We start from the raw sequence: 13738 nt of genomic DNA, 5'->3' as shown, positions 1-13738 counted from the left end.
AGTAGTTGAGAGCAACTATACTGGTGGCCGCAAGAACGAAAGAATCAATCTCACGGTTCAAGGGGCAATGAGAACTGCGGCGCAAGAAAATGCTAAAAACGTCACGCGCTTAAACATGCGTGGACACTTTATGGACACTTAGAAGAAAAAGTACAGCTAGGAAGAAATAAAGCGAGGATAAGTCATTGAAAAATGGTGGGCCCAGTAGGACTTGAACCTACGACCAAGGGATTATGAGTCCCCTGCTCTAACCAACTGAGCTATAGGCCCGTAAAGCGTGCATATAATAGCGAATGTGTTCGGGCGAGGCTACCCCTCACGGTGCTATCTTGTGGTGATAGCAGCAATTTTTTAGGGGCACTTATTGAAAAGCGTGAGGTCTGGTAGTGAGTTCCTAATGCGGAGACGTGCTGTGAAAGCTTTGATTGCTCTTATCCCGCTATTGTTGGCGGTGCCGGTTCATGCGGATTGGCAGCTAGATCCTGGTCAGTCGCAGGTGCAGGCGTCTATTACTCAATTAGATGGCGACGCCCCGCAAACCCATCACCATCAGGTGAATAATTTGCAGGGCGATATTTCTGCCGATGGCACCCTGCGCCTGCCGTTGCGTTTGAGCCAAACGGATTTGCTGACTCGCTTTGGTGATTTGCCGCCGTGGGTGGGCTTACTGGCCAATACCACGCTAGTCACTCTGGTCGCGCAAATGCCGCCGGAGCGGTTAGATGGCTTGGATATTGGTGAATCCATGGTAGAAACGCTTATCTTTCGGGTGCAAACCGATTTGATCAACCAGGAAGAGTCGGTGCCGCTGCGCTTTACCCGCGAAGGGTTGAACGAGGTGCGTGTTACCCATGCTGAACCGATGGCGATGGATGGCCGCGCGCTGATGGCCAACAGCACGGTGCGAACCGTGCTGTCGTTGCTGGGCTATCAGGAGATTGACGAGCATGTACCGGTCACCTTGAATGCCTTGCTGGTGAACCGCTAACGCGCCGCAAGGCGCGTTCAGTGGCTGAGTGTTTCCACATCGCCTGCCTGGGCGGCGCCGGTTTGTACTCGCCACTGAGCAGCATAGTGGCCATCAACCTCCAGCAAGCTTGAGTGGTTACCGCGTTCAGCAACGCGTCCTTTTTCGATCACCACGATTTCATCGGCATGCACAATGGTCGAAAGCCGGTGGGCAATCATAATCACCGTGCGGCCATGGGCGATGCGCTTTAGTGAACGCTGAATGGCAGCTTCAGTTTCGTTGTCCACCGCGCTAGTGGCTTCATCCAGCACCAGAATTGGCGGATCTTTAAGCAGCGCCCTGGCCAGCGAAAGCCGCTGACGTTGGCCGCCAGAGAGCAATACCCCTCGCTCGCCAACCGGGGTCTCCAACCCTTGGGGCAATGTTTCAATAAAACTCCAGGCTTCGGCGGTTTTCGCGGCGTCAATAATCGCGGCCTCCGAGGCATCGGGTTTGCCGTAAGCAATATTGTCGCGAATGCTGCCTTCAAACAGGTACACATCCTGGCTCACCAAGCCTATCGCTTGGCGCAGCGAGTGCATGCTGACCTGTGTGATCGGCTGACCGTCGACCAGTACGCGGCCGCTGGCTGGGTCGTAAAAGCGCAGCAGCAATTTGATCAGGGTCGATTTACCGGAACCGGTAGCGCCTACCAGCGCTAGGGTATTGCCTGCTGGCACGTGTAGATCAACGCCATTCACGCCTACTTGGCTCGCGGCATAGTGGAAGCTCACTGCTTCGAACCGCACCTCGCCTTTCACAGGTGCAGCGAGAGGCGTTGTACTTTCATCTTTAACCGTAATTGGCACTTCCAGTAGGTCAAGAATCCGCTTAGTACTGGCCATCGCGCGCTCGAACAGGTCGATCACTTGGGCAAGGCCGGTGAGCGGCCACAGCAAGCGCTGGGTAAGGAAAACCAGGACGCCATAAGCGCCTACATTCAGGCTGCCGTCCAGCGCCATCATGCCGCCGACGGTAAAGGTGGCGAGAAAGCCCGCCAAAATTGCCATACGGATCACGGGTATAAACGCGGAGCTGACCTTTATCGCCCGGCGATTGGCTTCTAAATAGGCTTCGCTGGCATCACGGAGGCGCTCGGCTTCCCGTGCTTCACTGGTAAAGCTTTTGATGGTGGCAATGCCGCTTAGGTTGTTGGAAAGGCGGCTGGCAAGATCACCCACCTTTTCACGCACATCGCTATACAGCGGCCCGGCTTTGCGTTGGAAGAAGAAAGCGCCCCAGATAATCAGCGGGATCGGTGTGAACGCCAGTAGCGCAATCAACGGTGACAGTACAAAGAACACAGCGCCTACCGCTATTACCGTCACACCAACTTGAATCAGCGCGTTGGCTCCGCCGTCCAGGAAGCGCTCCAGCTGGTTCACGTCGTCGTTCATGGTGGCGACGAGCTGGCCGGAGCTTTTAGATTCGAAAAACGCCATATCCAAGCGCTGGGCATGCTCGTAGGTGTCCTGGCGCATATCGGCCTGTAGCCGCTGGGCAAGGTTGCGCCAGAGGATTTGGAACAGATACTCGAACAGCGACTCCCCCGCCCAGATAAAGAACGTCAGCACCGCCAAAATGGTGATTTGTTGATGAGGCGTTTCAAACCCCAGCCGCGCAACAAAGCTGTTTTCCTGATTCACCACCACATCAATCGCCACACCAATCAGAATTTCCGGAGCGATATCAAATAGTTTATTAATAATGGAACAGGCGGTGGCCGCGGCAATCCGCCGCCGATAACCTTTGGCATAGCGCAGCAGTCGCACGAGCGCTTGAAAGCTTTGGTTTGAAGACGTCGCTTGAGCGCGAGGTGGTGAAGAAGCCACATCGGTTCCTTTTAGAAGTTATTGAGAGAATGTAGAGAGAACGAGAACTATGGGCTGAAGTTACTGAGTGGCGCTTATGCCGGCTGAGCCACGCGACGCACGTTAGCCAGCAAGGGGCTGCCGGTATCCGGATCAAGCAGCAGCGTACAGTCTACCTGGTAAAGCTCGCGTACTAACTCGGGCGTCACCACCTTAGCGGGTGCTCCCTGAGCAATAATCTGGCCATCGCGCATCGCAATCAGGTTGTCTGAATAACGACAAGCACTGGCGAGGTCGTGCAATACCATCACCACCGTGCGGCCATGGCAAGCCAAGTGGCGCACTAACTCAAACACTTCAATCTGATGGCCTAAGTCTAGCGCAGAGGTGGGTTCATCTAAAAGCAGAAGCGGCGTTTGCTGGGCAATGGTCATGGCGATCCAGGCACGCTGGCGTTGGCCGCCGGAAAGCGCTTCTAACGGCCGGTCGGCGAGGTCTTCCAAACCAGCAGCATCGAGCGCGTACTGCACCACGCGCTGGTCTTCCGCCGACCATTGACGCAACCAGCCTTGGTGGGGCTGGCGGCCAAAGCGAATCAATTCAGTGACGGTTAAGCCTTCTGGAGCCACCGCCTCTTGGGGCAGCAACGCTAGCTGAGTGGCTAACTGACGCGCGGGCAGGCGCTGAATATCCTGGCTATCCAGCAGTACCGCCCCGCTGTCTGGTTTGTGCAAACGAGCAAGGCCGGAAAGTAGCGTTGATTTACCACAGCCGTTAGGGCCAACAATGGCAGTAACCTGACCGCTTGGCAGGCTAATGCCCAGATTTTCAATCACTCGGCGCTGGCCGTAGCTCATGCACAACGCATCGGTGGCAAGCGTTGGTGAAACTTGCTCTGGTGAAATAAGTTCTGGTGAAAGAGATGAGTTGTTCATGGGCGGCTCCGTTGTGGGCGCATTAATATCCAAAGCAGCCAGGGCCCGCCAACCACCGCGGTGACAATACCAACGGGAATTTCAATCGGCGCTAAGAGAGTGCGCCCGGCAAGGTCGGCCAGCAACATCACCAGAGCACCCGCTAAGGTGGCGGCTAGAATCGGCACATGTCGAGCACTGGAGAGTGAGCGGGCAATCTCTGGGCCAATCAGCGCAACCATGCCCACTGGCCCCGCCACAGCAACCGCAAAGGCGGTAAGCACAACGGAAAGCATCAGGATCTGTAGCCTGCGGGCTTTAACACGAAGTCCTAGGCCGCTGGCGGTAGCATCTTTAAAGCGCAGCAGCGTCAGTGAACGCGCCAGCGCCAAGGCGGCAATAATCCCCAATGCCAAGCCAACTCCCAACAGTTGCACTGCGCCACCGGGGCGGGCATTGAGTGATCCTACCGTCCATGGGTAGGCAGCATTAGCGGTGTCAATCGCTACCCGCGCCAGCATTAATTGAGTGACAGCACCAAACACCGCCCCCACGCCAATGCCCGCGACAATAAACCGATAACCCTGAGTGCCACTGCCTGCCGCGAGGCCAAAGGTCAGCACAGCGGCGGTCGTTGCCCCAGCCAATGCCATCGCGGGCGGCGCAATAGACACACTCATGCCTACAATAGAGGCCACCGCGAAGGCCGTCGCGCCATTATCAATACCGATAATGCCGGGCGTGGCTAAGCGATTGCGTGCCAGGGTTTGCATCAAAATACCTGAAAGTGCGAACGCCGCTCCGGTAAAGCAAGCAGCGGCCAAACGAGGCAAACGCAGTTCCTGAACCATAAAGGCCGTCATCATGTCGCCCTTACCTAACACGGCAGGAATCACCGCACTGGGCGCCAGCGGTACGCTACCTAAGCTTAGATAGAGCAGGCAAGATGCCAGCAACGCCATCAACAAACCAATATTGACCGCTAGCGCGCGCTTTTCGAGCAGAAAACTATAGCCCCAACGAGGTAACGCGATATGCCAGTAGCCTTCCGGCGCTGGCACGCTGCAGGCATGTTCTGCGGCATGGGTTGGAACATTGTTTAAAACATGGCTGGGAGTGACAACATCCGTTAAAGGCGGATGATTCGCCATTATTTTCATATCAACACATCACCAAGATGACACCAAGACGCCTGGGCGGCAGGGTGTTAAAAAAAGCGTTACAGCATGGGTAACCGTTTAGCACGCACCACGGCAATCAATACCGGCGCGCCACATAGCGCGGTAAGCACCCCCAATGGCAGCTCGGAAGGTGCGACGGCAACACGCGAGATAATATCCGCCGAGAGCACAATCAATGGGCCTATCGGCAGGCAAAACCACAACGTGCGGCGAATATCGGGTCCTGCAAACGCACGCGCTACAAATGGCACCACCAGCCCTACAAAGGCGATCGGCCCGGCAATCGCAGTGGCCGCGCCAACCAGCAGTGCCACGCAACCTACGGCTACCCAGCGGATCAGCGTGGGGTGATGCCCCAAGCCGCTCGCCGCTCGCTCGCCTAGCGCCAGCGCCGCCAGTGGCCGCGCCATGAGAACCACCGCGATGGCAGCAACTAGTAAGCTCGGCAACACCGCCACAAGATCATCCAGCCGTCTTCCTGCAAGGCTGCCTACCACCCAAAAACGAATCTCATCAGCGGCGCGCTGGTCGTACAGCAGCATTAATGAGGTGAGCGAGCCTAACAACCCAGAAAATGCCGCCCCCGCCAACACTAAACGCACCGGGTCATTTCCCACTCCGCGAAAACGCGCCACGCTGAGGACACACACACAACCGATCAGTGCTCCTAACTGGGCAACCGAAATACGTAGCGTGGCAGCGCTAGCCCCTAGCACCAGTGCCAGTGCTACCGCAAAGGCCGCTCCTGCGCTTACCCCCAGCAGACCCGGCTCGGCGAGCGGGTTACGGGAAATGGCTTGAAGCAGTGCCCCGGCAACGCCCAATGCAATACCCACCACAATGCCAATTAAGGTACGCGGAGCGCGAAGCTCCCAGACGATAAACTGCGCTTCGCTGTCGCTGGCGCCCTGCAGCAATCCCAGCACTCGGCGTGGCCCCACCTCGCCTGCCCCAATCAGCAAACTAACGACGCTCACCGCCACAAGGGCGGTGAGCAGAATAAGCATCCATGTACGGGGAGCATAGCGCCGACTGGCGCTGCCCATTGCGCTAGGTAGTGATGTCACGGCATCTTTCACGGCAACAATGCGTTCTCAATATCGTCCAGAATGGCTTGAGCGGCCAGCGGGCCGTTGGCACTGCTCCACAGTTGGCCATTCACCGGCACGACCTGATCTTGTTTAACTACGTTCAAACGTGTGAAGGCGGAGCTTTGCTTGGCGGCATCTAACGCCGCTTGGCCATCGGCGTTAAGCGTAGCCAGGAACAGCCAATCGCCATCCACTTGGGAAAGATTTTCAAGACTGAGTATATCGCTATGGGGGTGACCTTCAGCAACCAGCCCCGCATCCTGAACCTCTACCCCCACTTTCGCCAATAGGCCAGTGGCGATCAGCTCTTTGGACATCACCATCGGGCCATTGGGCATCCAGCGAGCCAGCACAGCAGTGCCACCTGCGTTCGCATCATCAATCGCAGCGGCCAATTCGCTAATACGTTGATCGACGGCCGCAATAGCATCGTCGATTTCCGCTTCACGATTGAGCGCCTGTCCATAAAGCCGCGCTTCTGCTTCCCAGCTATCAGGCGCTAACGGCTGAGCGTGCGGCACTACAGTAGGCGCGATGCGCGATAGCAACTGGTACTGCTCTTCCGGTAGCTGGGCGGCGGCCAGAATTAAATCGGGCTGTTGGGCCAGAACCGCTTCAATATTGATTTCACGTGTAACGCCGACAATCTCAGGGCGCTCGCCATTAAAGTGGGCTTCCACGTACTCAGCAACGTTATCACCACCGCGGGTAGTAACCGCGCCAACGGGTGTCACGCCAGCAGCCAAAGCAGCATCTAACGCACCCTCATACAGAGTAACAACACGCTCTGGCGCATCACTAACGTCAACGTCTCCGTATGCGGTATCCAGCGTGCGCGCCTGAGCAACGCTTGCCAACGACCCGCCTACCAATAACCCGCCTACCACAATACCGACTAGTCCGTTGCGCAGTGATGAGTAACCCATAAGTAACGCTCCTGAGAGTTTGTGACAATGATAATAACGATTCTCAAAAGCACTTGCATTATTATTCCAACGAATCGAACGTTCCAGATACTGCAACACCCGCTTAATTAGCCGCCTAACAAGCTAATAGAGGTATATTTTTTCCATAACACTGTTCGGCATTAAGCAACACAATGTTCGATGAAACAAACTCGCATATGGGAACTTTTCTTCTTAGAATCACCACCTCGATTGATAACAGTTTTCATTAGCAAATAAGTTTCATCTCAGGGGATCACCATGCCACGCTTCACTCGCACCGCGCTAGCCAGTGCCGTCGCTCTTAGCGTCACCGCCACCGCGGCCTTAGCTCAAGAATCAGAACAACTAGACAATGTCGTTGTATCTGCAAGCGGTTTTGAGCAGGCACTGGTGGATGCCCCTGCCAGTATTTCCGTCGTTTCTCGTGAAGAACTGGAGCGCAAGCGCATTACCAGCGTGGCTGATGCGTTACGTGATGTAGAAGGTGTTGATGTTGGTGGGGCTGTCGGCAAAACCGGGGGCAGCAATATCAGTATTCGTGGGATGCCTAGCGACTATACATTGATTCTTATTGATGGCCGCCGGCAGAACGCGGCTGGCAGCGTCACGCCTAACGGGTTTGGCGAAACGTCTACTAGCTTCTTCCCGCCTGTCTCCAGTATTGAACGTATCGAAGTCATTCGTGGCCCAATGTCGACGCTATATGGCTCTGACGCCATGGGCGGGGTAATCAACATCATCACTCGTCGAGTAGACCGCGAGTGGGTTGGTTCCGTAGGAATTGAAAACACATTTAATGAAGATCGTGATTTCGGTGATCGCCGCGAAATCAACCTGTACACCAGCGGCCCGCTTATTCAAGACACGCTAGGCATTCAGGTGCGTGGTCGCTTATACGAACGAGATGCATCAGAGCTTACTTACACTGACGGCAACGGCAATCCCATTGACGTTAGCCAGCGCGGCCCCAGCCCCGTTGAAGGCGATACCTATAACCTGGGCGGCAAGTTAACCTGGACCCCAAATGCCGATCACGACCTTTGGCTGGATGGTGAAGTTAATCGACAGCGTTATAACAATGACGAATGCCAGCTTGGTACTTTAGATGGCCGCACCCGTAGCTGCGCGCCAGATCCTGGCGCCGCCAATGGCTACGCCGACGAGTTGCGCTTTGAGCGTCAGCAGGTTGCTATTGGTCACACTGGACGCTTTGCATCAGGCACGCTCGAATCCAGTTTAATGCGCAACACCACAGAAACTAAAGGCCGCACGATTCCTGGTGAAAATGGCGTTGCCTATGACGGTTTCCCTGGCATCGTGGGCGGCGCGCCTCGCGAGCTAGAAACCACCAATACAGTGTTAGACAGCAAATATATCATGCCGCTAGGCGACCACATGACCACAGTGGGCTTGCAGTGGTGGGATGCTAAGCTCGATGATGGGTTAGCAAATGAGACCTTTGAGCAAACCACATGGTCGCTCTTCGCAGAAGATGAGTGGATGCTACGTGACGATTTGGCGCTAACGCTTGGCGGTCGCTACGATCATCATGATGCCTTTGGCAGCCAGTTCAGCCCACGTAGCTATTTAGTGTGGAACACGACGCCAAACTGGACACTGAAAGGCGGCGTCAGCCGAGGCTACAAAACGCCCTCGCTGAATGACCTGCATGCGGGTATCAATGGCGTTACGGGCCAGGGCACCATACTCACTATCGGCAACCCGAACCTTGAACCGGAAACCAGTACCAGCAGTGAAATTAGTGCACATTACGATAGCCTGGCAGGCTTCACCGCTAGCGCCACGCTGTTCTATAACGAGTTCGACGACAAAATAGCCAGCGGCAACGACATTGTTGTTGAGAACAATCCGCTGGTACCCGATGGTGTCTATAGCCAAGACGTCAATATCGATGAAGCCGTTACCCAGGGTGTCGAGCTTTCTACCAGCTATCAGTTCACGCCAGATTGGCGCTTATCGGCCAACTACACTTACACCGATAGCGAACAGAAGAGCGGTAACAACCGTGGCGAACCGCTGACCGATACCCCGGAGCATGCATTCAATGCCACGCTGCGCTGGCAAGCCACGCCGCAGTTAGACACGTGGCTTTCCGCCGAGTACCGCAGCGAACGATACCGTAACCGTGAAAGCGTTAGGGGCGCGCCCTCTTTCGATGACCTAGGCGACTTCAAAGCCTATTCACTGTTCCACTTAGGCGGCAGCTACGCATTTACCGAGCAATTTAACGTGAGTGCCACCATCTATAACTTGTTCGATAAAGACTTTGTCGATTATCGCGCTTACGGTGACGGCACTAGCTTTGGCAATGTGTATGCCAACAGCGAAGAGGGACGCCGACTGTGGCTCTCTGCACGCTACGAGTTCTAAACGCTGCTAGCTAGAAGGTTCTATTTACTGTTTCAATGCTGACTTATTGCCCTGGCCATGCGCCAGGGCTTTTTTTTACGCCCGCTTAACCGCGAATTCGATGTTGATTAGGGAACTGTCTGCCATGACCGCGCACCCGCTCGTCCGCTATCTTGCCTTGGTTCTACTGTTGCTCTGCGGCCTAATGCTCTCTAGCGCTTCATTAGCGCAATCAGCCCCCAGGGTTGAGCTGGCGCCCGTCAACCGCGAGCCAATTTATACCGAAACAAACCTGGTCGGCACCGTAAACTCCCTGGAAGATGCCCTACTCTCAGCATCAGTAGCAGGGCTTATTATTCAGGTAGCGGTTAATCCTGGCGACCACGTCGCCAAGGGAGACACGCTAATCGCGCTGGATGACGACCTGGCTCGTTTTGACGTAGCAGCGGCGGTTGCCGCAGAACAGGAGGCCCAGGCCACGCTGGCGGAAGCAGAACGACTACTGCGAGAAGCGGAATCGGTGGGCGTAGGGCGTAACATCGCAGCGACTGAAGCTAGCGCCCGCCGTAGTGCCGTTAACGTGGCCCGCGCCGCACGCTCGCGTTTAACGGCGGAGCAAGCGCGCTTAAACGCCCTACTGGCTCGCCATGCAATTAACGCCCCTTTTGATGGCGTTGTCAGCGCTCGCAGCGTCAATCTCGGTGAGTGGGTCACGCCAGGAGATAGCGTTGCGCGACTCGTTAACCTTGATGAACTGCGCGCTGATTTTCAGGTGCCCGAAGCCTTTTATGCCGCCGTTCAAGACGAAGCGTTTATCACTCTACGTGCGGGGCAACAAACCCACGAGACCACTATCGCCACCCTAGTGCCGATCAGTGACCCCAGCGCCCGCACATTTCTATTACGCGCCCATGTGCCCGAAGCAGCTTCACTGTACCCAGGTAATGCAGTGGATGCCGTGCTGCGGGCGTCGACCGGCAGCGATGGGCTGACGGTTCCCCGCGATGCGTTAAGCCGCTACCCAGACGGGCGAATCACCGTGTGGGTCGCCACACCTAACGAAAACAACACTTATCAGGTTACTGAGCAACGCGTGGAGTTGGGTATTAACTTTGCCGACCGCGTGGAAATTGTCGAGGGCCTCTCTGGTGATGAGCAAGTCGTCATTCGTGGTAATGAATCGCTGGTCGAAGGTGTCAGTGTTGAGGATATCGCAGCGGGGAGCGAGTAATGTTTGCAGCCCTACTGCGCCAGCAAACGCTGGTCACTGTTATCGCGCTAATTTTCCTGCTGCTGGGCATTGCCGCCACGCTGCGCATCCCCGTTCAGATGATTCCCGACATTGAAGCCCGCACAATAACGGTCGAGACGCGCTGGGCGGGAGCGACACCTCAGGATATCGAAAAAGAGATCCTCATTGAGCAGGAGCAGTACCTGCGCAATGTGCCAAATCTTACCCGCATGACGGCGATGGCCGAAAGCGGCAGCGCTGAAATTGAGCTTGAATTCCCGTTTAGCGTGGATATGACGGCAGCGCTGATTCAAGTAAATAACGCGCTCAGCCAAGTATCGTCATATCCCACCAATGTGGACCAGCCACGGATTGTTTCTGCCGCCTTTTCAACAGACGCGTTTTTACGCTTTCACGTGGGTACGCTACCCGGCAACCCTAAGGCGTTAGATATCCAACTGATGAGCGACTTTATCGACGACCGTGTGCGGCCTCGCATGGAAAGCGTCAAAGGCGTGTCGGAAGTCGGCGTCAATGGCGGCGCTCAGCGGCAGCTACAAATTTTGGTCGATCCTGGTGCGCTAGCCCAGCGCGGGGTCGCACTTACCGAGCTACGCGACGCCATCACCCAGCGTAACCGGGATATATCCGGTGGCGAATTAGAAGCCGGTAAACGCCGCTACCTGATTCGCACGCTGGGCCGCTTTGATGATGCTGAGGCACTGGCGCAGCTGGTTGTCGCTCGTCAAGGCGATAGCATCGTGCGGCTTGCCGACGTTGCCGAGGTCCGCCAGGGGCAATCGCGCTTAAGCCAGCTATCGTTTTATAACGGCCAACCGGGCATTGGTATGGACCTGCGGCGGGAAAGCGGTGCCAACGTCATCGATATCAAATATGCCATTGAAGAAGAAATAGCGGCCATTAACGACAGCATTCTGCGCCCGGCGGGTATGGAAATGGTGCTGACTGCCGATGATGTGCGCTATGTGGAAGCCTCGGTCAGTAATGTATGGAGCAATCTGCTACTCGGGGCGGCCTTTGCAACGTTGGTGATGTATCTGTTTTTGCGCTCCGCTCGCGCCACCTTTATTGGCGTTATTGGCATCCCCTTCTGCACCATTGCTGCTTTTTTAGGGCTGATGCTCATGGGGCGCACGATTAACGTGATTTCCATGGCAGGCATTGCCTTTGCCATTGGCATGAGCGTCGATAACAGCATTGTGGTGTTGGAAAATATTGAGCGATACCGTCGTTTAGGACTCGATCGTATTGAGTCGGCGCTACGCGGCGTGCAGGAAGTATGGCCCGCGACGCTGGCATCGACGACCACCACCATCTTGGTGTTCTTACCGATTCTGTTTATCGAAGAAGAAGCTGGGCAACTGTACTCTGACGTAGCCATTGCCGTTTCTGCCGCTATTTTTGCCTCAATGCTGGTGGCAGTTACCCTGGTGCCGTCACTCTGTTCGCGCTTCAATTTTTCGATGCGCAACGAGCATGAGGATAACCCCGCGGCCTCACGCCCTTCGTGGGCTGGGGAGCGGCTTAATCGATTGATTGCCACCCCTTTTCGGCGCGGAGCGATCCTGGTAACCACGCTAGTGATCAGCGGCTGGACTATCGTTGTACTCACTCCGCCCGCCGAGTACTTACCCGAAGGCGAGGAACCTAAAACCTTTGCGGTGATGAGCCCACCGCCTGGCTATAGCCTGCAGGAGATGGCGGGAATCGCCGCGCAAGTAGAGGATTACTTTTTACCCCATGTAGACGCTGACCCAGCGGCTTTTTTAGCGGGCGACACTGAGGTGCCGCCGCTGGCTTATATGAACATGCGAGTCGCCCCTACGCGGCTGTTTATCGTCGCCGAAGCAGCTGACCCTGGTGATATCGAAGCGTTAATGGACGCACTTACCAGCTACTACGAGCGCTTTCCAGGAATGCGCGCATTTGCCTCGAAAGGCTCGATCATCTCCAGTAATGATGGCGGCACGCGGAGTATCAACCTGGATATCGCCGGCCCGGATTTGGCGACCGTTTATGAAGCCGCCAATAACCTCTACCGAGAAGCCCGTAATGAGTTTGGCAATCCGCGCATTCAGAGCCAGCCCTCTTCGCTGTCGTTGGATCAGCCGCTGATTCAAATTCGCCCAGATTGGGCGCAGACGTCAGCACTTGGCTTAGCGGCAGGAGATGTCGGCTTTTCAGTCGCCGCACTCACCGAAGGTGCCTATGTGGATGACTTCTTTCTCGATGACGAGAAGATCGATATTTATCTTTATGGCCCCCAGCTGTCGCTACCTCTGGACCAGCTACCCAACCTTCTGTTGCATACCCCCAGCGGCGCGACGCTACCGCTCTCTGCAGTCGCCAGCATTGATGAAACTATGGACACCAGTGTTATTCGTCGGGTCGATAGCAGCCGGACGGTAACCCTCAATGTCATTCCGCCACCCAGCATTGCCCTGGAAGCAGGAGTTGAACAGGCAGAGAGGATGCTGGAGCGGCTTCGCCATGAAGGGGTACTACCATCGGCGGTGGATATTTCGATTTCGGGAGCGAGTGATCAGTTAAATGCCACGCGGGAAGCATTAATGAGCAACTTCTTGATTGCCATTGTGATTGTCTATTTGCTACTGGTAGCGATTTTTTCTCACTGGGGGTACCCGCTGCTGATCCTTACCTCAATTCCGTTGGGCGTGGTGGGTGGCATTATGGGTCTGGCAGCCATGAATACAGTGGGCAGCCTACTGCCACTCATTGGCATCGCTCCACTCACTCAGCCCTTCGATATGATTACTATGCTGGGCTTTTTGATATTAATGGGAACCGTGGTGAATAACCCCATCCTGGTTGTCGACCAGGCACGGCGGCGACTACACGATAAGCAACTATCTGTTCAGGAAGCAGTGTCTCAGGCGGTACAAACCCGCCTGCGCCCAATTGCGATTACCACGCTGACAACTCTGTGCGGGCTTTCACCGCTGGTATTTTTACCCGGCGAAGGCACCGAGCTTTACCGTGGTGTAGGGGCGATTGTCTTATTTGGCTTGCTGGGAGCTTCCATCGTGACGGTGACGTTCCTGCCAGCATTGATGATAAGCGTACTGCAGCTTAGCAAACGCAATACGCAGCCTGCCCAAGCCCAACATCCGTAAATAAATACGTGGTTCACTCAAAAACGCGG

The 13738-nt window shown here is 55.6% G+C and carries 9 protein-coding genes and 1 tRNA gene; 4 read left to right on the top strand and 6 right to left on the bottom strand.

Going from position 1 to position 13738, the window contains the following annotated elements:
• Positions 1–193: 193 nt before the first annotated feature.
• Positions 194–270: transfer RNA gene (locus INT19_RS10805), tRNA-Ile, on the bottom strand.
• 142 nt (positions 271–412) lie between these two features.
• On the opposite strand from INT19_RS10805, the gene INT19_RS10800 reads away from it, so the two are divergent.
• Complete coding sequence (locus tag INT19_RS10800) at positions 413–988, top strand: hypothetical protein (RefSeq protein WP_319022187.1); 576 nt, start codon at positions 413–415, stop codon at positions 986–988.
• Between the two features lie 17 nt (positions 989–1005).
• On the opposite strand, the gene INT19_RS10795 is transcribed toward INT19_RS10800, so the two are convergent.
• From INT19_RS10795 to INT19_RS10775, 5 genes are all read right to left on the bottom strand, one after another.
• Positions 1006–2841 (bottom strand): ABC transporter ATP-binding protein, encoded by a 1836-nt coding sequence (locus tag INT19_RS10795; RefSeq protein ID WP_193060722.1) that lies wholly within the window; start codon positions 2839–2841, stop codon positions 1006–1008.
• Positions 2842–2915: 74 nt separating this feature from the next.
• Entirely contained in the window at positions 2916–3755 is an 840-nt protein-coding gene (locus INT19_RS10790) for an ABC transporter ATP-binding protein (RefSeq protein ID WP_442311378.1), read from the bottom strand.
• On the bottom strand, positions 3752–4894 hold the full coding sequence (locus INT19_RS10785; RefSeq protein WP_193060721.1) for a FecCD family ABC transporter permease: 1143 nt from the start codon (positions 4892–4894) through the stop codon (positions 3752–3754). The genes INT19_RS10790 and INT19_RS10785 overlap by 4 nt, the downstream gene beginning before the upstream one ends.
• A gap of 59 nt (positions 4895–4953) precedes the next feature.
• The gene (locus INT19_RS10780) at positions 4954–5922 is read right to left on the bottom strand and encodes a FecCD family ABC transporter permease (protein WP_193060736.1); all 969 of its coding nucleotides are present in this window, start codon (positions 5920–5922) and stop codon (positions 4954–4956) included.
• Positions 5923–5990: 68 nt separating this feature from the next.
• The gene (locus tag INT19_RS10775) at positions 5991–6932 is read right to left on the bottom strand and encodes an ABC transporter substrate-binding protein (RefSeq protein WP_193060720.1); all 942 of its coding nucleotides are present in this window, start codon (positions 6930–6932) and stop codon (positions 5991–5993) included.
• Between the two features lie 279 nt (positions 6933–7211).
• Between INT19_RS10775 and INT19_RS10770 the strand changes: the two genes are divergently transcribed.
• The 3 genes from INT19_RS10770 to INT19_RS10760 all read left to right on the top strand — a co-directional run bounded on the left by INT19_RS10770 (position 7212) and on the right by INT19_RS10760 (position 13709).
• Positions 7212–9344 (top strand): TonB-dependent receptor domain-containing protein, encoded by a 2133-nt coding sequence (locus INT19_RS10770; RefSeq protein ID WP_193060719.1) that lies wholly within the window; start codon positions 7212–7214, stop codon positions 9342–9344.
• A gap of 124 nt (positions 9345–9468) precedes the next feature.
• Positions 9469–10554 carry an efflux RND transporter periplasmic adaptor subunit gene (locus INT19_RS10765; protein ID WP_193060718.1) on the top strand — a complete coding sequence of 362 codons (1086 nt, stop codon included), beginning with the start codon at positions 9469–9471 and terminating at the stop codon, positions 10552–10554.
• Positions 10554–13709, top strand: coding sequence for an efflux RND transporter permease subunit (locus INT19_RS10760; protein ID WP_193060717.1), 3156 nt, complete (start codon positions 10554–10556; stop codon positions 13707–13709). The genes INT19_RS10765 and INT19_RS10760 overlap by 1 nt, the downstream gene beginning before the upstream one ends.
• The last annotated feature ends 29 nt before the right edge of the window (positions 13710–13738 follow it).

Origin of the sequence: Halomonas sp. 3A7M (genome assembly GCF_014897875.1) — a bacterium.
Taxonomy (GTDB): domain Bacteria; phylum Pseudomonadota; class Gammaproteobacteria; order Pseudomonadales; family Halomonadaceae; genus Vreelandella.
Note: the sequence above shows the minus strand (reverse complement) of the source record. Positions and strands in the feature narration are given on the sequence as shown.

What these genes read in the sequence shown, in the direction of transcription:
- INT19_RS10790 (WP_442311378.1), bottom strand. Translation starts at nt 3,755, where the DNA reads ATGAACAACTCATCTCTTTCACCAGAACTTATTTCACCAGAGCAAGTT.
- INT19_RS10785 (WP_193060721.1), bottom strand. Translation starts at nt 4,894, where the DNA reads ATGAAAATAATGGCGAATCATCCGCCTTTAACGGATGTTGTCACTCCC.
- INT19_RS10780 (WP_193060736.1), bottom strand. Translation starts at nt 5,922, where the DNA reads ATGCTTATTCTGCTCACCGCCCTTGTGGCGGTGAGCGTCGTTAGTTTG.
- INT19_RS10775 (WP_193060720.1), bottom strand. Translation starts at nt 6,932, where the DNA reads ATGGGTTACTCATCACTGCGCAACGGACTAGTCGGTATTGTGGTAGGC.
- INT19_RS10770 (WP_193060719.1), top strand. Translation starts at nt 7,212, where the DNA reads ATGCCACGCTTCACTCGCACCGCGCTAGCCAGTGCCGTCGCTCTTAGC.
- INT19_RS10765 (WP_193060718.1), top strand. Translation starts at nt 9,469, where the DNA reads ATGACCGCGCACCCGCTCGTCCGCTATCTTGCCTTGGTTCTACTGTTG.
- INT19_RS10760 (WP_193060717.1), top strand. Translation starts at nt 10,554, where the DNA reads ATGTTTGCAGCCCTACTGCGCCAGCAAACGCTGGTCACTGTTATCGCG.